Source organism: Halopseudomonas bauzanensis (assembly GCF_900114735.1).
Taxonomy (GTDB): Bacteria; Pseudomonadota; Gammaproteobacteria; order Pseudomonadales; family Pseudomonadaceae; genus Halopseudomonas; species Halopseudomonas bauzanensis.
In genome coordinates this window covers 800,892-819,438 of sequence record NZ_FOUA01000001.1, presented here as the reverse complement: position 1 = coordinate 819,438, position 18,547 = coordinate 800,892, and the positions used below count along the sequence as shown (strand labels likewise).

The window sequence follows — 18,547 nt, the reverse complement described above, 5'->3', positions numbered from 1 at the left end:
AGGACAAGATGACTGATTACAAAGCGACGCTGAACCTGCCCGCAACAGATTTCCCGATGAAGGCCGGCCTGCCGGCCCGCGAGCCGGAAACCCTGAAACGTCTGGACAGTATCGGTCTCTACCAGCGAATTCGCGAGGTCAGCCAAGGCCGTCCCCAGTTCGTGCTGCACGACGGCCCGCCCTACGCCAACGGCAGCATTCATATCGGTCACGCGGTGAACAAGATCATCAAGGACATGATCGTGCGCTCGCGCACCCTGTCCGGCTTCGACGCGCCCTATGTACCGGGTTGGGATTGCCACGGCCTGCCGATCGAGCACAAGGTCGAGACCACCTTCGGCAAAAACCAGCCGGCGGACCAGACCCGCGAGCGCTGCCGCCATTATGCCGCTGAGCAGATCGAAGGCCAGAAAAATGACTTCATCCGCCTGGGCGTGCTGGGCGACTGGGATAATCCCTACAAGACCATGGAGTTCCCCAACGAAGCGGGCGAGATCCGTGCGCTGGCGAAGATGGTCGAGGGCGGCTTCGTCTTCAAGGGTCTGAAGCCGGTCAACTGGTGCTTTGACTGTGGCTCGGCACTGGCCGAAGCCGAGGTGGAATACCAGGACAAGAAGTCCGATGCCATCGACGTGGCTTTTGTTGTCGAAGATGCGGACAAGCTGGCGGCTGCCTTTGGCCTAGCGGAATTGGCCAAGCCCGCCAGCATCGTCATCTGGACCACCACCCCCTGGACCATCCCGGCCAACCAGGCGCTGAACGTCCATCCTGACTTCATCTATGCGCTGGTCGATACTGGCGATCAACTGCTGGTACTGGCCGAAGAACTGGCCGAGTCCAGCCTGCAGCGTTACGGCAAGCAGGGCGAGATCATTGCCCGGTGCGAAGGTCGTGCGCTGGAAAACATCCGCTTTCGCCACCCGTTCTACGAGCGCTTCTCCCCGGTGTACCTGGCGGAATACGTCGAGACCGGCGCCGGTACTGGTATCGTCCACTCGGCCCCGGCCTACGGCGAAGATGACTTCCGTACCTGCAAGCACTACGGCATGGAGAATGACGACATTCTAACCCCGGTGCAGAGCAATGGCGTCTATGTCAGTGACCTGCCGTTCTTCGGCGGCCAGTTCATCTGGAAGGCCAACGCCAATATCGTCGCCAAACTCGACGAAGTCGGCGCGCTGCTCAAGCACGAGCCGATCCAGCACAGCTACATGCACTGCTGGCGGCACAAGACTCCGCTGATCTACCGCGCTACGGCCCAGTGGTTTGTCGGTATGGACAAGGTGGTTCACGACGGTAGCTCCCTGCGCCGCCGCGCCCTGGACGCCATCGAGCAGACCCAGTTCGTCCCCGCCTGGGGGCAGGCGCGCTTGCATGGCATGATCGCCGGGCGCCCGGACTGGTGTATCTCCCGTCAGCGCAACTGGGGTGTGCCGATCCCGTTCTTCCTGCACAAGGAAAGCGGTGAGCTGCATCCGCGCACCGTCGAGCTGATGGAAGAAGTGGCCAAGCGCGTCGAGCAAGAGGGCATCGAAGCCTGGTTCAAGCTGGACGCCGCCGAACTGCTCGGCGAAGAAGCCGCCCAGTACGACAAGATCAGCGACACCCTGGACGTGTGGTTCGACTCCGGCACCACCCACTGGCACGTGATGCGCGGCTCGCACCCGATGGGTCATGAAGAAGGTCCGCGTGCCGACCTCTATCTGGAAGGCTCCGACCAGCACCGCGGCTGGTTCCACTCATCCTTGCTGACCGCTTGTGCCATCGACGGTCACGCACCGTACCGCGGTCTGCTGACCCACGGCTTCGTGGTTGACGAGAACGGTCGCAAGATGTCCAAGTCGCTGGGCAACGTGGTCGCCCCGCAGGAAGTGAACGACAGCCTGGGTGCCGATATCCTGCGCCTGTGGGTGTCCTCCACTGACTACTCCGGTGAAATGGCCGTCTCCAAGCAGATCCTGCAACGCAGCGCCGATGCCTATCGCCGCATCCGTAATACCACGCGCTTTTTGCTGTCGAACCTCAACGGTTTTGACCCGAAGCAGCATGCTCTGCCCCCGGAGCAGATGCTCGACCTGGACCGCTGGGCCGTGGATCGCGCGCTGCTGCTGCAACAGGAAATCAGCGAAGCCTACGACACCTACAAGTTCTGGAACGTCTACCAGAAGGTGCATAACTTCTGCGTGCAGGAGCTGGGCGGTTTCTATCTGGACATCATCAAGGACCGCCAGTACACCACCGGTGCCGACAGCACTGCACGGCGCTCCTGTCAGACCGCCATGTACCACATCGCCGAGGCGCTGGTGCGCTGGATCGCGCCGATCCTGGCCTTTACCTCTGAGGAAATCTGGCAGTACCTGCCGGGCGAACGCAACGAATCGGTCATGCTCAACACCTGGTATGACGGTCTGACGGCGCTGCCGGCAGACATTGAACTGGACCGGGCCTTCTGGGAGCAGGTACTGGCGGTGAAGATCGCGGTGAACAAGGAACTGGAAAACCTGCGCAACGCCAAGGTCCTCGGCGGTAATCTGCAGGCGGAAGTTACCCTGTACGCCGACGAGCAGGTCAGCGCCACGCTGAACAAGCTGGGCGACGAGCTGCGCTTCGTGCTGATCACCTCCGCCGCGCGCATCGCGCCGCTGGCCGACGCGGATGACAGTGCCGTCGCCACCGAGGTATCCGGCCTGAAGCTGAGCATCGTCAAATCGGGGCACAGCAAGTGCGTCCGTTGCTGGCATTTCCTGCCGGACGTGGGTAGCCATGCTGCGCATCCCGAGATCTGCGGCCGCTGCGTCGAGAACATCGAAGGCCAGGGCGAGGTGCGCAAGCATGCCTGACCTGCGTCGCAGCGGACTGGTCTGGTTGTGGCTCAGCGTCGTGGTCATTGCGCTGGACCTGCTGACCAAGTGGGTGGCGGAGTCCAGCCTGAGACTGTACCAGCAGGTTCCGGTGATCGATGGTCTGTTCAGCTTCACCCTGGCCTATAATACCGGGGCTGCGTTCAGCTTCCTGTCGGACGCCGGCGGCTGGCAGCGCTGGTTTTTCATCGCCATTGCCGTGGGCGTAAGCGTCATGCTGCTGGTCTGGTTATCGCGTCTGGCCCGGGATAAATGGCTGGAAGCGCTGGCGCTGGCGCTGATTCTTGGCGGCGCGCTCGGTAATTTGTACGATCGCATCGTGCATGGCCATGTGGTGGATTTCATCCTGGTGCATTGGCAGCAGAGCTGGTTCTTCCCGGCCTTCAATATCGCTGACAGCGCCATCACCGTAGGCGCGGCGCTGATGATTCTGGATATGTTTCGGCCGGGAAAAAAGGACAGCTGACCGACTCCTGCAGAAGCGGCGCTCTCGCCGCGATGGTCCGCAAAGCGGGCCCGGGTTTCTCCGGCAGCTATACCCTGCCATTCAACGTATTTGAGACAGACATGACCGACATCCGCATCAACCACGACACTGAAGTCACCCTGCACTTCACCCTGAAACTGCCCAGCGGCGACGTAGTTGATTCCACCGTGGGCAAAGCTCCGGCCACCTTCAAAGTCGGTGACGGCAGCCTGCTGCCCGGCTTCGAAGCCAGCCTGTTCGGTCTCAAGGCCGGCGACAAGCGCAGCTTTGAAGTTGAGCCCGAGCGTGGCTTTGGCCCCGGCAACCCACAGAACATCCAGACCGTGCCCCGCGACCAGTTCAGCGAAATGGAACTGGAGCCCGGCTTGCTGGTCATCTTCCGGGACGCCGCCGGCGGCGAAATGCCCGGCGTGGTCAAGACCATTCACGATACTGTGGTAGAAGTGGACTTCAACCACCCGCTGGCTGGCAAGGTCATCACCTTCGAGGTGGAAATCATCGAGGTGAAGGCGGCCTGAGCCGCCATTGACCATGACTCAATCGAGGCTTCCCATGCAGATCAAACTGGCCAACCCGCGCGGCTTCTGTGCCGGCGTCGACCGCGCCATCGAAATCGTCAACCGCGCGCTGGAAGTGTTCGGCCCCCCGATCTATGTGCGCCATGAAGTGGTGCACAACAAATTTGTCGTCGAAGACCTGCGTAACCGCGGTGCGGTCTTTGTCGATGAACTGGATGAGATTCCCGACGACGTCATCGTCATCTTCAGCGCCCACGGTGTATCCAAGGCCGTGCGTGACGACGCCGATGCCCGCGGTCTGAAAGTGTTCGACGCCACCTGCCCGCTGGTGACCAAGGTGCATATGGAAGTGGTGCGCTACAGCCGTGATGGCCGCGAATGCATCCTTATCGGCCACGCCGGGCACCCGGAAGTGGAAGGCACCATGGGACAGTACGATGGCAGCAACGGTGGCGCTATCTATCTGGTGGAAAACGAGGACGATGTCGCCCGGCTGCAGGTGAAAGATCCCTCGCGCCTGGCCTTCGTCACTCAGACCACGCTATCCATGGACGACACCGCACGTGTCATCGACGCCCTGCGCAAGCATTTCCCGGCTATCGAAGGCCCGCGCAAGGACGACATCTGCTACGCCACCCAGAACCGCCAGGATGCGGTCAAGCAGCTGGCCAGTGAGTGTGATCTGGTATTGGTGGTCGGCAGCCCCAACAGCTCCAACTCCAACCGCCTGCGTGAGCTGTCGGATCGCATGGGCACACCTGCCTACCTGATCGATGGCGCCGACGAGATCCGCCCGGAATGGCTAGAAGGCGTTACCAATATCGGCGTCACCGCCGGCGCCTCCGCCCCCGATGTGCTGGTGCAGCAGGTTATTCAACACCTGCGCGACAGCGGCGCCACCGGCGTGCAGGAACTGGACGGCCGGGAAGAGAACATCGTCTTCAGCATGCCCAAGGAATTGCGGGTAGTGGAAATTACCTGACGCTCGTTGCACGGCACACCATACCGCTATATGAGGCCATGGACGACCGATGGCAGCCGCGCCGGCTTCCATCCCGGCCAGCGGCGTATCAGGAAACTGCGTTGGTCGAGATGGTACTCGATCTTCCATAGATCGCCCCCTGGGACCGTCGAGCACCAGCTCGATGATGGTGTTCTCAAGAAGCTACGTTGCTTGAGATGGAGCTCGACCTTCCCCAGAGCTGCCGTATCCCAGCCACACCCTGTGCCCCGGCCTCGAAGGCCTCTGGCAGCTCATTAGCCGATAGCCCGCCCAGCAAGTACACCGGCATATTCACCGAGTCGATCAGCTCTCTGACTCGCTCCCAGCCGAGGGGTTGGACATCAGGATGGCTGGCGGTAGAGTTGATGGGGGAAAGCGTCACAAAATCGGCTCCTAGATCGGCGGCCATCTTCAACTCTTCCGCATTGTGGCAGGAGGCGGCGAGCAGAGCTGGGGAACTAAAGGAATCCTCGTCTTGTAGGAGGCCCGCCCCCGAGCCGATGGTAGCCCCAGGCTGCCCCTGAGTTTGCCTGGTCCACATCGCACGCAACTGTCGACTGGTCAGGTGCCAGCCTGCACCCGGCCATACAGGTGACGTATCGCCTTTCAGCATCCACTGAAAGTCGCCGCCAAACTTTTCCAACACTCGCTGTGCCAATGCCTGATACGCCGCGTCGTCCAGCCCGGTCTGCCGCAACTGCACCATTCTGATACCCGCGTCCCGAGCCCGTTCCAGCCCAGAAAACAGCTCCGCCTCGTCCGCCACATCGGGGGTAATCAGATACTGCTCCGGCAACTGCGCCGCTCGCACGATAGGCGCATTGGCGGCAGGAAACGCATACTCATCCAGCTCCGCAGCCGCCACCCAGCGCACCGGCTGCCCCTCAGCGCCGTGGGCCTCGCCATCAAACCCCGTCACCAGCCATACATCCAGTCGCACTGACTTGTCGGGATAGTCATGGCGAATATCCAGCAGCGGGCGGGCCTCGGTAACGGCAATGCCCAGCTCTTCCAGCAGCTCCCGGCCCAGCCCGTCGCGGCGGGTCTCGGCTTCTTCAACCTTGCCACCGGGAAACTCCCACAACCCACCCTGATGCGCATGGTCAGGACGTTTGGCAATCAGAATACGGTTCTGAGCGTCGCGGATGACGGCGGCGATGACATGGATACGGCGCATGTATTTCTCGGAGTCGGTGACAGGTGAAGGGTAAAATTACTGCCTGGGGACATCTTCAGAAAACAGATCCTGCTCCAGCTCATCGCCGGGAATCACATGTTCCTCGGCTGCCCAAGCGCCCAGATCGATCAGGCGGCAGCGGGGGGAGCAGAACGGGCGGTCCGGAGAGCTTGCGTCCCAGGTGACGGGGGCCTTGCAGGTAGGGCATTCAACAGTAGTGGTCATGGCTTGGCTCCTGTACTCAGCGCCAGATAGAACTGGTGCAATTGATCAACCTGGCGGTGCAGTGCCGCCAGGTCCTGGTCATTGGTGATGACGTCATCAGCGTGGCGCAACCGGTCTTCACGTTGCGCCTGGGCCTGGAGAATGGCACGCACCTGCGCCTCTGGCACCTGGTCACGGGCGGTGGTGCGGGCGATTTGCAGCGCCTCGGGCACATCGACCACCAACACTCGTTGGGTCATCTGATACTGCCCTGACTCCACCAGCAGCGGTGACACCAGTAGCGCATAAGGCGACTGGGCAGAAGCCAGGTCACGGACGATCTCCTCACGGATCAGCGGGTGCAACAACTGCTCCAGCCAGCGGCGCTCGTCGGCTATCTGAAAAACCCGCTCGCGCAGGGCTGCTCGATTCAACGAACCATCCGCCTGCAGCACCGCATCACCAAAACGGTCGACAATCTGCTGCAGCGCCGGCCGGCCCGGCTCCACCACCACCCGCGACTTGATATCAGCATCCACCACATGAATATCATGCGCCTCGGCAAACCGCGCAGCTGCCGCGCTCTTGCCGCTGCCGATGCCGCCGGTGAGACCGATGATGAAAGGATTGGAGATGCTCATGCAATATCAGCGCCTTGCGTCTATATCGAAGGCGCCCAGTATACGTAGATTGGATGGGTCTGTGGACCGGTCAGAGAAAGGGGATGTGAGCAGACCTGGATCCCAGGCGGAGTCAGGTTAGTAAGCATCAGCAAGGCATTTGTGAGCGCGACCTCGGCCGCGAAGCCTTTCCATCCAGCCCATTCGCAAGCAAGCCAGCCCCCGCCACCGGTTTACCTGGGAGGGTCGAACACCAGCTCGACCAGCAAAGCCGCCTGAATCACCGCTGGCCGGGATGGAACCCGGCCGTGATTCAAAACCCCGCAAACCGCAAATACGTTCCGGTAATCCAATCCCCCCAGATAATCGCAATCCACCCGGCAATGGCCAAATAAGGTCCGAAGGGCAGGGGGGTGGAATTCGAGTCGCCGCGAGTCTTCAGAATAATGATCCCGAGAATCGCACCCACCAGCGAGGACAGCAAGATGGTCAACGGCAACACCTGCCAACCACCCCAGGCTCCGAGCATGGCCAGCAGCTTGAAGTCACCAAAGCCCATGCCTTCCTTGCCGGTGATCAGTTTGAACAGCCAATACACCGACCACAGGCTAAGATAGCCGAACACTGCGCCCCAGAGCGCCGAATGCATATCGGTGAACAACCCGAAGCTATTGGCAATCAACCCCAGCCACAACATCGGCAGCACAATGGCATCCGGCAGCAATTGGGTATCGGCATCGATCAGGCTGAGGGCAATCAGCGTCCAGGTCAGTAGCAGCATCCCGGCGGCCGGCCAGCCGAAGCCGAACTGCCAGGCCACCACGATACTCAGCACGGCGGTGAGCAGCTCCACCAGCGGATAGCGTGGACTGATACGCTCCCGACAGCTGCCACAGCGGCCACGCAACAGCGCATAGCTGATTAACGGCAGATTCTGCCAGGGTTTGATCTCGGTCTGGCAATGCGGGCAGTGGGAGTGAGGCAGGATCAGGTTGTACACCGGCTGCTCGGTCTGCGGCTGCTCCGGCTGCAACATCTCCCGGGCCTGTTGCAGCCAGTCGCGCTCCATCATCTTCGGCAAGCGATGAATCACCACATTGAGAAAGCTGCCAACTACCAACCCCAACAGCCCGGCGACTACAACAAAGGCCAGCAGGTGGCTGGCCAAATAATCAAGTAAGGTCATGGTTCAGACAACGGCGCCCAGCTGGAAGATTGGCAAGTACATGGCAATGATCAGGCCACCAATCAGCACACCCAGCACCGACATGATCATCGGTTCGAGCAGGGTAGTGAGGTTGTCCACCTTGTTGTCCACTTCGGCTTCGTAGAAGTCCGCCACCTTCTCCAGCATGCCGTCGAGGTTACCCGACTCCTCACCAATACCGGCCATCTGTACAGCCAAGGTGGGAAACACATTGGTGGTACGCATGGCGAAGTTGAGCTGGGTACCGGCAGATACATCCTGCTTGATATTGTTTACGGCGTTGTAGAACACCACGTTGCCCGCCGCCCCGGCCACGGAGTCCAGTGCCTGTACCAGCGGTACACCGGCCGCGAAGGTGGTGGACAGAGTGCGTGCATAACGGGCTACTGCCGCTTCATAGATGATCTGCCCCACGATCGGTACCTTGAGCAGGGTCCGATCTTGGGCATCACGGAATGACTTGGAGCGTCGATGGGCCTGACGATACCCCAACCCCAGCAGTATCAGTCCGACCAATATGATGAACCACCATGACTGCAGCCATTCCGATAAACCGATCACCATCAGCGTAAAGGCCGGAAGATCGGCACCGAAGCTGGAGAACACGTCCTTGAACTGCGGCACCACCTTGAGCAACAGGATCGCCGTCACGATCACCGCCACCACTACCACCGCGATGGGGTAGGTCATAGCCTTCTTGATCTTGGCCTTCAGCGCCTCGGTCTTTTCTTTATAGGTGGCAATACGGTCCAGCAGCGATTCCAGCCGGCCCGATTGTTCGCCGGACTCCACCAGGTTGCAGAACAGATCGTCGAAGTATTGCGGATGCTTGGCCAATGACGCCGCCAGGGTATTACCCGAGGCCACATCGGTCTTGATCTCGTTGATCAGCTTGGCGAAATTGGGGTTGGCAGCGCCCTCGGCAATAATCTCGAACGCCTGCACGATGGGCACGCCCGACGCCATCATGGTCGCCAATTGGCGAGTGAAGAAGGCAATATCCAGCGGCTTGATCTTCTTGGCGCGCGGGCCGAACAGGGAGGACTTCTTGTGGATCTTGGTGACCAGCACGCCTTGCTTGCGCAGTTGCGCTTTCACCAGAGCCTGGTTAGTGCCCTGTATCTCACCGGACAGCTTGACGCCCTTGCGATCCTTGCCTTCCCACTTGAACGGGTAGACCTTCTCAACCTTGGCTTTCTTCGCGGGTTTCGCGACCGGCCTGGTCCTTTTCACTGCTGCTTGCTGGGCCATGACTTAATCCTTGGTCACTCGGTTCACTTCCGCCAGGCTGGTGACACCCTGTTCCGCCTTCATCAGCGCGGATTGGCGCAAGCTTCTGAATCCTTCATTCTGGGCTACGTCGGAAATCTGCATGGAGTTACCGTCTTCCATGATGATGCGCTGGATGGCCGGCGTGATTCTGACCACTTCATAAATCCCGACACGCCCTTTATAACCGTCCTGACAATTTTCGCAACCCACCGGCCCGTAAATCGTTAACCCGCTAGCAATTTTTTCTTCAGAGTAGCCTTCCTCGCGCAGCGTCTCGCGGGGAATATCCATCGGCTTCTTGCAGTGTGAACACAGCCGCCGCGCCAGGCGCTGAGCAATGATCAGGTTTACCGAGGTGGCGATATTGAATGAGGCCACACCCATGTTGCGCAGGCGGGTAAGGGTTTCTGCCGCGCTGTTGGTGTGCAGAGTGGACATGACCATGTGACCGGTCTGCGCCGCCTTGATAGCAATCTCGGCCGTCTCCAGGTCACGAATCTCACCGACCATGATGATGTCCGGATCCTGGCGCAGGAAGGCACGCAGAGCCTGGGCAAAATCCAATCCCTGCTTGGGGTTCACGTTGACCTGGTTGATCCCCTCCAGATTGATCTCCACCGGGTCTTCTGCGGTGGAGATGTTGCGCTCCATGGTGTTGAGAATGTTCAGACCGGTATACAGGGACACCGTCTTACCGGAGCCGGTTGGGCCGGTAACCAGAATCATGCCCTGGGGCTTGCTTAGCGCATCCAGGTACATCTGCTTCTGGTCATCCTCATAACCCAGCGCATCAATACCCATCTTGGCACTGTCCGCATCGAGAATACGCAGCACCACTTTCTCGCCCCACAGCGTCGGCAGGGTGTTGACCCGGAAGTCGATGGCCTTGTTCTTGGAGATCTTCAGCTTGATGCGACCATCCTGTGGCTTGCGACGTTCGGCCAGGTCCATTGAAGACATCACCTTCAAACGCGCAGCAATCTTCACCCCCAATTGCACCGGCGGCTTGGAGACCTCATGCAACACGCCGTCGGTACGAAAACGCACCCGGTAGGTCTTCTCGTAGGGCTCGAAGTGCAAGTCCGAGGAGCCTTTCTTCACCGCATCCAACAGCATCTTGTTGACGAAGCGCACCACGGGTGCGTCTTCCGTGTCGCCAGCCGCATCCTTGCGCTTATCGTCATCGGCAGCGCTTTCGACTTCCAGGCCGTCGAGGTCGCCATCGTCCATATCACCCAGGCCACCGGTAGCGCTCTCCAGATACTTATCGATAGCCGTACGCAGTTTGTCGTCCTCGACAATCACCGCATCGGTCATCAAACCAGTGTTGAACTGGATATCGCTCAGCGCCTGCTGATTGGTCGGGTCGGAGAGCGCCAGATACAGCCGCGAACCGCGCTTATATAAGGGCATCACACAATGCTGGCGGATCAGCTTCTCGCTGACCAGGCTGACCTCTGGTTGACTGTCGCGGTCCAGCGCCGTCAGATCCAGATAGGAATAGCCGAACTCCTCGGCACATACCATGGCCAGATCACGCGCCTTGGCCAGCTTGTTCTGCACCAGATAGGTAATGAGGGGAATCTTGTCCTGGCTGGCCTGTTGACTGGCCTTGCCAGCCGCCTGCGCATCCAGCAGTTCTTCCTGAACAATCCGCCGGGCCAGGCCGGAGAGAGCGGGGGTATCCATATAGTCTTCCCGGTACGTAATGAGACAGTGCAACCTATAGTACAGCACCGCGCTGACACACCAAAAGTGCAGCGACCAAATGTGCAACGTAGCCCTAGCTACACCTGACAAAAATCGTCAATTTCCGCCAATCCCTGCCGGCCCATCAGCTGTTGATGGCCAGCTAGCAGCGTGCTTTTGCGAGTGGAGCGGCCTTGGCCGCGAACAACCCCCACACCCTAAGCACTATCCTCCAACCCCATAGGAGCCGCGCCCCGCCGCAATCACCCACCTCGCAAACGCCCCTGCCTCCGCCCCATCTTCCACCTCAGAACCCCAAGCCAGCCCACCTTGGCACACAAGCTGCAATAACTCCACCAGCCCAACGGCTATCTCACATACAAATGGAGTTGAGAAATGAAAGCTCAAATGCAGAAAGGTTTTACTCTTATTGAACTGATGATCGTGGTTGCGATCATTGGGATTTTGGCGGCGATTGCGATTCCGCAGTATCAGAATTACGTAGCCAAATCCCAAGTGAGCCGCGTAATGGCTGAGACTGGCTCGCTGAGAACTGCTATTGAAAGCTGTTTGCTGGATGGGAAAGAGGCCGCTGATTGTCATGTAGGCTGGACTGTGAGTAACCTGATTGGAGAGGGCGGTATCGATCTTGGTGACCAAGATGGTTTGGACATCGAATATGATCGCGATACGGGAGTAGTTGAAATCGCCGCAACCTTTGGTGCTAGCGCCGCAACCCCGATCCGTACTGAAACTTTGACTTGGACTCGTGCTGGCAATGATGAAGATAACTCTGGCTCTTGGAGCTGCGAGACTTCAGTAGAAGATAAGTATGCTCCGGCTGGTTGCCCGGCTGCTTCTGACGAATAATACTCGCTATCTGTATAGCCTAAAAAACCCCGCCAGCTGGCGGGGTTTCTTTTATTTGAAGTATCCAAGGAATCAGGATGCGTCGTTTTACCCGATTGCTTACAGCCATCGTCGCGGGCGCATTGCTACTGGGCATCCCGACCTACTTCTGGATTGGCGAACGCTCGATGGTGCTACGTGCACTTTACCCGGTATCGGTGGCTCTTGCGGCTCCGACCCTGCACTGCTCCCCGAATGCACCTGAATGGATGAGCAGCGCCTCCAAATATTCACTCTGGGATAACGCGTCCCCAGCGGGACAATTGGCTTACATATCAACGGATGGGGTTATTCATGAGTGCCATTACGGATGGACGGGTACTCCCTTGACGTCTCCGCTCGTAAGTTCTCATACTCGTTTTCGCTACGCCAGCATGACCAAGCTGTTGACAGCACACCTGGTGCTGCGGGAAGTTCAGGTTGGTCGTCTGGCGCTGGATGACCTGATACTGCATCGCCTGAGCGTGGCAGCCGAACCACAGGATGAGCGCCTCAGTCAGATAACCGTTGAGCATCTCTTACGCCATAGCGCTGGTTTTGATCGGTTGAAGACAACGGACTCCATGGTGGTGCGCAACAGAAAGCCCTGGTGTCCATATGTAACAGACCCGCTGAGTACGCTGCGGCTGGATTTCACCCCAGGCAGCCGTTACGCCTATTCCAATCTCAATTATTGTTTGCTGGGCATGGTACTGGAGCGCGGGGCTTCCGAGCTACGCGACTTTCGTGCGCTAATGGAGCAGGAATACGACCTGGCCGCACGGGGTATTCGGTTTATTGATGGGCCTTATCTGGAAGATGAGGTGATCTATGACTTTCGACATTCCGGGTTCTATGGCGAAGATTACTGGCGTTATTTTGATTTCAAGGCGCTTTCCTCTGCTGCCGGGCTATCCGGTAGTGCTATGGCTCTGGCGGAATTGCTGTCATCATTGCGGACAGATGGTCAGTTTCCAGTGACACAGGCTCCGGCAGAGGAAATATGCCGAGAAGACCTGTTCCGAGGTTGCTACGGTTATGGCGTCTTCTCCTATCAGTCGGCAGCAGAGCAACTGCGTATACACGTTCAGCCCGGTCTGCTTTACGGGGCGCCCTCGCTGGCCATTCTCGACGGTCAGGGCGGTGTGACTGTATGGGTGGGGAGCGGAACCAGGGCCTTCGGCAGCTCGACTGACGCCATGCTTGAGCAACTGTATGCAGCGCTGGATGCATATTACTCTGGCGCGGCCTCACCGTGAAACCTGTTGCCCCCGTAACATATAGCCCGGCGCTTGACGGGATTCGTGCGCTGGCAGCGCTGGTTGTGGTGGTGCACCACGCTCGTGTGCCCGGTTCGCCCGGAGGCTTCTTCGGTGTTGATGTGTTTTTTGTGTTATCCGGCTATCTGATTACCCGGCTGCTGATTGTGGAGCATGAGCGGGAAGGGTGCCTGCGGCTGGGTCACTTCCTCATCCGCCGTTTGCGTCGGCTGCTGCCTGCACTGCTGCTGATGTTGGCGGCCTATCTCTTGCTGGCGCCCTGGGTATTTCCGGATGTCATGTTCAGCAAGCACCTCCGGGATGCCGTACTGACGGCGTTTTATGTCGTGAACTATGCTCCTCATCTCGGTGGATATGTTTCTGAGCTAGCTCATGTATGGAGCCTGGCGGTGGAAATGCACTTTTATCTTCTTTGGCCTATTGTATTGCTGGGGTTGTTGCGCCTGCCTGGCTCTCTGGCGATTGCAATCATCGCAATGCTTTATATATTTGCTACCGCGTGGCGCTGGTGGGGAGCAGAAAACTTCGCAACTCCTTGGGCCTTCTATGTGCGTACTGACACTCACTGTAGCGGTCTACTGCTTGGGTGTCTGCTGGGCTACTTGAATGTAACTATTCACCGCTACTGGGCGCTTGCTGGCTTATTGCTGTTAGCGTTTGCAATTACCTTCTTCAGCACCATGTGGATGCCCACCGTACGCTACGGCTTCACGATTGCTGAAATTGGAGCCGCTTTGTTACTGCTGGCCCAGCCGTCCTGGTTGGGCTGGGGTTTGCTGGCCTGGCTGGGACGCATGTCCTACGGGCTATACCTTTGGCACTACCCAGTCATGCGGGCTCTGCGCGACTGGGTAGGGAGTGAGCACTGGCTATTTATTCTGATCGTCGGCGGTGGGCTTGGTTTGCTGGGCGCCGTCATGAGTTATTACTTCGTCGAGCGTCGCTTTTATGTACCAGGCTTTGCCCGACTGCGGAGTAGCGCTCCGGCCCGTTCAGCCTCTCGTGAAGCTTCCATCCCGCCCTGAAAGCATTCCTCCGCTCTTCAGCACATCAACTCAACGCTGCGTGGGATAGGGGCGTCAGGCGCTAACAGAGGCCCACGCTAGATCGTTAGCTAAACCGCAAACGCCCGCGGATAATACCGGTGCCGTCAATGAGTCGTTGTCACAAAAATGGGAACCGGCGATGCGCCTGGACCTTGGCGCTCCGTTGCCCGACTTGACTATTTATCCAGCTATTATCTCCAGCAGTGTCCTAGCCCCTTACCCCCATTCACCTTTCTCTCGCCCTTGGTATCCAAGGTAAAGTTGCCGCAGTCGGTATCACTGAAAGTCGGTGTGGCGGTCAGAGTATATTCCGTACCGTCCCCGCTCACGCCAAGGTTGTATTTGCCGGTTTCTGACGTCTTGGTCCCGCCGTACAGCTCTGTTGCCGACTTAGCGTAGACATTATTCTGAACTCGATACCGCTCCTGCCGCGCTGCGGCTGTAGTCAATAACGCCTGGCCTTCAGCCCTGTTACCGCGGAGCACGTACTCGCGGTAACTGGGCAGGGCGATTGAGGCGAGAATGCCTACGATCACCACGACAATCACTACTTCTATCAGTGTGAAGCCCTTGCTGTTTCGCATCATTGGCTGACTCATTCTTCCTCTGCCTCCAGTGGCATGGTTTGCCAGCTATCGCGACCAGCAGGCTCTCCGGTAAAACTGATACCTACGCCGCCACTGATATCAATACCAATGCCGTCGTTTGTGACGGTAATCGGGGAGTCGGTCGAGAAGCCGCTGGGGGCCGTGCCGTCATCGGTGTCCTTGCGGTCGTGTACCCCGTCTCGGTTGAAGTCGAACATCGGGTGTTTGGTTCTGGCGCCGGTATGGGCATTGATCCCGTAGGCCCAATAGCCTGCACCATCCGCGCAGGGGTCTTCGTTGGGTGTCAGGGTGCTGAACAGCAGGGTGTCGCCGCGGGCGGACATCCTCTGGATCATCATCTCACCCTTTTTGCTCGAGCCGACTTCCAGATCGACGTACCAACCCCAGGTCTGGACTCGGCTGCTCAGGTCTTCCTCGGCCACGCTTGTACCGTCCTTATACCATCCAACGGGATTATCCGTGAGGTAACGCAGGGTCCAGCTCGTCGACCCGGTATCACCCGAGAAGCTGGTGATTTTCTCTTCCACAATGCGCTGCTGCTGCAGGTTGGCCCTGGTTAGGTTGCCGGGGCTGACCGATGTGGTAGCCTGGCCGCGCGTAAGCCTATCCCAGACGGCATAGACGCTGTGTGCCTTGGTGGTGTCCGGGGCAGCGTCGTCGGTCTCAAAGTATTTGCCGGTGCCGACAATTGCCAGATAACCCCGTCTTGTCGGATGTCTGACAAGCGAAGGTGGAGCCGTTATCGGCTGGATATTGCCGTTCGAGTAAGCCGCCTGATACAGGGGCTTGCCACCGTAGGAGACCTTGTAATCACCAGTGCTGACACCGGTTTGTTTTGAACGGGCGAAGGGGTCACCGTCTGTCGCGCTTACTGGCCTGGAGAGGTCGAACCGCCACAGATTCCCCTGGAGGTCACCAGCATAAGCGTAATCCACAATCCCGTCGCCGTTGTTGTCCGCGCCACGGACTCCGGACAATCCGTTCGCTCCGCTTTCACCATTCTCTGCTACGACCTCCTTGATCAGGTTGCCATCGGCTATATCAATGATGAACAGTGAGGCGACGCCATCTGCACTCTCATACCCGTTGGCCTGGAGTACCGCCCATTCGCCGCTATGCAGCCTTACGATTTCCGGCTCAGGAAAGCTGTATCCCAGATTCTCGTAATCCGGGCTGGCGTCCGTGATTTCCCACAGCAGCTTGACGCCGCTGCCGTCTGTACCCGGCTCGGTGATATCCAGCGCGAAGACCGACTTGCCTCCCGCACGGAGGGTGCCAACGAGTACTGTGCGCCATTCGTTGTTGATGTATACATCTCGGACAATGGGTGAGCCGTCCACGAAGAACCGGTGGCCGCCGCCGGCGTAAGTCTGACCGGCCAGCTTGGGCATATGCTGCAGTACCGCTGACGGAACGAATGCAAACACTTCTGCACCCGTATCTGCGGAAAGGGCATGCAACATGCCGTCGTTGGCGCCCACATAAATGAGCTCCCGTCTGTTGGGGCTCTCGGCACTTGTAGAATATTTTTGCTGGAATCGCAGGTAGTCGCCGGGGTTACCGTCAATCTTGTCTGCTAGATAGGGCAGATAGGCAGGGGTGCCTACGACCGCAGGTTGGGAGTTGATAATGTCGCCCAGCAGCGAGGTCCTGCGCCTGAATTGATTGCTCGCAGAGCCCTCGGCCGCGCGGCTACCTTTGATGTATGCCACACGATCTGCCCCGCGGCTGTCTGTGGAGCTGCCGAGGCTATCGGGGTTTCTGTCGAAGATGGTCTTGAGCGTGTTGCTCAGATTGTTGTAGGTGAACTCTCTGAGGTCGGTTGTGCCGGTATCGCCTGCCATGTAGATGTTCCGTGTCCCCTGGGTGTTCATCACGTCGCTAGCGGACCAGCCCAGGGTGCGCGAGTGGGTGCCGTCCGGCAGGCGTGTGATGGTCGCCTGCTTCACGTCACCCGACCAGTCTTCGCTGTTGTACTCGGGAAAGTAGGCTTTGGTTTTGGTGGTGAAGCTGAGCGGCTGGTCCGGTTCGTTGTCGATGGTGGACGGCGCCGACCCAGCCGCCGCGGCTGTGGCGGTACGCTCTGCAATACGATTAATAATGTCATTGAAGGCCTGGATCATGTCTTCCGGCCGGTCGACGCTGAAGAACTCGCCCCGCGAGTTGATGGCTGCGTGCCAAAGGTCATATACGTTGTTGCCACTGTCTGCCGCTGCGGCTGGCCACGAGCGGCTGCCGTTTACGAGGTTCTCGTATCCGCCACTGAAAGTATCGCCTTCCCAGGTCAACCCGTTTTGGGTAAGACTCTGACTGAGGCCCAGACCCATGGTGTAATTCACCATATGCTGCCAGGTAGCGGGGTTATTGCGAGGGTCCCAGTTCTCGTTAGGGCCTTTGAAAGGCATATAAGGTTTTACGTCATTGTCCAGGGTGGGGCGAAGGTCCGTCGCCCAGTAGTGCATGGCAAGGTCAGCCAGTGTGTTGGTGGTGCTGTCGCCATAGGGGCGCCTGGATGACGTGTAGTTGCCTATGCCGGGCAATGAGAAGCTGCTGTGGTCCGCACGCAAGGTGCCGCTCGGATCGCCATTCGCACCATTCCACATACCATCAGACATCATGACGTGGAAAGAAGGACGACAGGAATATTCGGGTGACTGCACCGTTGAGCCTCTGCCACCTGCTGATGTCATGGGGTTGGGATTGTATGCCCACGCATCGTTCGTGCGGAGAAACTTGCCCGCGTCGTCCAGAGCTTTTCTCAGGGGCGTGCTGGTGCTGAAATCCACATTGGCAAGCCATTTGAAGAAGTTACCTTTATGTCGGTCAGTAAAGGTGCGGAAATAGTTGTTCTCGCAGTTGCTGTCGTTAAGCTGGCACCTGTCGAGGTCCTGCCATGTAAAACGGATGGATGACGGTAGATCGTTAAATGCAAGGTTAGCAGCCGTCAGGGTTGCCAGCGCGCGAGTGCGGTAGAACGAATACCAGATTGCAAAGTTCTGGCGCTCGCTCGTATTGACATCTACCTTTCGATAGCAGCTGTCATTATCAATGCTGTTATCGCAGCCGCTGCGGGATTCGTCGTAAACGTAGTAGTAGGCAGGAACTCCGGTTCGTGTGCGGTTGCTGCTCCAGGTGTTGAAATCACTTGCAGGGTTTTCCGCAAGGTTGTAAACATGACCCGTTGAGCCGCGATAGTCGGTTGTGCTGTTGTAGCTATAGTTCGGGCTGCTGTTGATATCCCAGTTCCAGGCGACACGATAACTATTGCTGAGATTGACGGAGCCATGGGAAGTTTGGTACCCGTTATGGTAAGCGTTCGTAAAGCTCGTAGTATAGCCAGAGGCGGCCGGGGTTCCATCATTGTTCAGCTTGACCGGTAAGCGATAGGTCACCTCAGGGTTGTAATAAAGCGGGTTGAACGTCGACGACTTGGCCCTGCGGCTGTTACGTAGCGCGTTCTGGCTACTGTTGGCATTGTTGATACCGATATTGTCCGGGGCGAATGCCCAGCGCATGCTTCCTGAACTATCCAAGGTGAATATCAGATTCGGGGCTACTGACTCAACGAGCATGAGGGGTTGCTGGCTGACAGCAGCCTGGGTCAGTCCTGCATGGCAGATCAGAGAGAAGGCGCTTGCACTGAGCAGCACCTTCATAATAGGAGAGGCCGGCTTCATGTCGTCATCC

15 protein-coding genes are annotated in these 18,547 nt (G+C 58.5%); 7 read left to right on the top strand and 8 right to left on the bottom strand.

Annotation, left to right across the window (positions count from 1 at the left end):
- Nucleotides 1-8 precede the first annotated feature (8 nt).
- The 4 genes from ileS (at nucleotide 9) to ispH (ending at nucleotide 4,848) form a co-directional block, all read left to right on the top strand.
- Entirely contained in the window at nucleotides 9-2,840 is a 2,832-nt protein-coding gene (gene ileS / locus BM267_RS03840; RefSeq protein ID WP_074778703.1) for an isoleucine--tRNA ligase, read from the top strand.
- Nucleotides 2,833-3,327, top strand: coding sequence for a signal peptidase II (gene lspA / locus BM267_RS03835; protein ID WP_074777779.1), 495 nt, complete (start codon nucleotides 2,833-2,835; stop codon nucleotides 3,325-3,327). Before ileS ends, lspA begins: the two co-directional genes overlap by 8 nt.
- Nucleotides 3,328-3,428: 101 nt before the next feature.
- Nucleotides 3,429-3,866, top strand: a complete 438-nt coding sequence (gene fkpB / locus BM267_RS03830; RefSeq protein WP_036990253.1) for an FKBP-type peptidyl-prolyl cis-trans isomerase — start codon at nucleotides 3,429-3,431, stop codon at nucleotides 3,864-3,866.
- A gap of 34 nt (nucleotides 3,867-3,900) precedes the next feature.
- Nucleotides 3,901-4,848 carry a 4-hydroxy-3-methylbut-2-enyl diphosphate reductase gene (gene ispH / locus BM267_RS03825; RefSeq protein ID WP_074777781.1) on the top strand — a complete coding sequence of 316 codons (948 nt, stop codon included), beginning with the start codon at nucleotides 3,901-3,903 and terminating at the stop codon, nucleotides 4,846-4,848.
- A 175-nt stretch (nucleotides 4,849-5,023) separates the two neighbouring features.
- On the opposite strand, the gene BM267_RS03820 is transcribed toward ispH, so the two are convergent.
- The 6 genes from BM267_RS03820 to pilB all read right to left on the bottom strand — a co-directional run bounded on the left by BM267_RS03820 (nucleotide 5,024) and on the right by pilB (nucleotide 11,038).
- Nucleotides 5,024-6,046: a Nudix family hydrolase gene (locus tag BM267_RS03820; protein ID WP_074777783.1), complete on the bottom strand. Its 1,023-nt coding sequence runs from the start codon at nucleotides 6,044-6,046 to the stop codon at nucleotides 5,024-5,026.
- Nucleotides 6,047-6,082: 36 nt separating this feature from the next.
- A complete protein-coding gene (gene yacG / locus BM267_RS03815) occupies nucleotides 6,083-6,271 on the bottom strand; it encodes a DNA gyrase inhibitor YacG (protein ID WP_074777785.1) in 189 nt (62 codons plus the stop codon).
- Entirely contained in the window at nucleotides 6,268-6,891 is a 624-nt protein-coding gene (gene coaE / locus BM267_RS03810) for a dephospho-CoA kinase (RefSeq protein ID WP_074777786.1), read from the bottom strand. Before coaE ends, yacG begins: the two co-directional genes overlap by 4 nt.
- A gap of 292 nt (nucleotides 6,892-7,183) precedes the next feature.
- Nucleotides 7,184-8,056, bottom strand: coding sequence for a prepilin peptidase (locus BM267_RS03805; protein ID WP_074777789.1), 873 nt, complete (start codon nucleotides 8,054-8,056; stop codon nucleotides 7,184-7,186).
- A 3-nt stretch (nucleotides 8,057-8,059) separates the two neighbouring features.
- Nucleotides 8,060-9,328, bottom strand: coding sequence for a type II secretion system F family protein (locus BM267_RS03800; RefSeq protein ID WP_083392367.1), 1,269 nt, complete (start codon nucleotides 9,326-9,328; stop codon nucleotides 8,060-8,062).
- 3 nt (nucleotides 9,329-9,331) lie between these two features.
- Nucleotides 9,332-11,038 carry a type IV-A pilus assembly ATPase PilB gene (pilB, locus tag BM267_RS03795; protein WP_074777791.1) on the bottom strand — a complete coding sequence of 569 codons (1,707 nt, stop codon included), beginning with the start codon at nucleotides 11,036-11,038 and terminating at the stop codon, nucleotides 9,332-9,334.
- 396 nt (nucleotides 11,039-11,434) lie between these two features.
- On the opposite strand from pilB, the gene BM267_RS03790 reads away from it, so the two are divergent.
- The 3 genes from BM267_RS03790 to BM267_RS03780 all read left to right on the top strand — a co-directional run bounded on the left by BM267_RS03790 (nucleotide 11,435) and on the right by BM267_RS03780 (nucleotide 14,231).
- On the top strand, nucleotides 11,435-11,908 hold the full coding sequence (locus BM267_RS03790; protein ID WP_074777793.1) for a pilin: 474 nt from the start codon (nucleotides 11,435-11,437) through the stop codon (nucleotides 11,906-11,908).
- A 77-nt stretch (nucleotides 11,909-11,985) separates the two neighbouring features.
- Nucleotides 11,986-13,185: a serine hydrolase domain-containing protein gene (locus BM267_RS03785; protein ID WP_074777795.1), complete on the top strand. Its 1,200-nt coding sequence runs from the start codon at nucleotides 11,986-11,988 to the stop codon at nucleotides 13,183-13,185.
- Nucleotides 13,182-14,231 (top strand): acyltransferase family protein, encoded by a 1,050-nt coding sequence (locus BM267_RS03780; RefSeq protein WP_074777797.1) that lies wholly within the window; start codon nucleotides 13,182-13,184, stop codon nucleotides 14,229-14,231. The genes BM267_RS03785 and BM267_RS03780 overlap by 4 nt, the downstream gene beginning before the upstream one ends.
- Before the next feature lie 212 nt (nucleotides 14,232-14,443).
- Here the strand turns inward: BM267_RS03780 and BM267_RS03775 are convergent, their stop codons facing one another.
- A complete protein-coding gene (locus tag BM267_RS03775) occupies nucleotides 14,444-14,851 on the bottom strand; it encodes a type IV pilin protein (RefSeq protein WP_074777799.1) in 408 nt (135 codons plus the stop codon).
- Complete coding sequence (locus BM267_RS03770; protein ID WP_143063002.1) at nucleotides 14,848-18,537, bottom strand: pilus assembly protein; 3,690 nt, start codon at nucleotides 18,535-18,537, stop codon at nucleotides 14,848-14,850. Before BM267_RS03770 ends, BM267_RS03775 begins: the two co-directional genes overlap by 4 nt.
- Nucleotides 18,538-18,547: the final 10 nt, after the last annotated feature.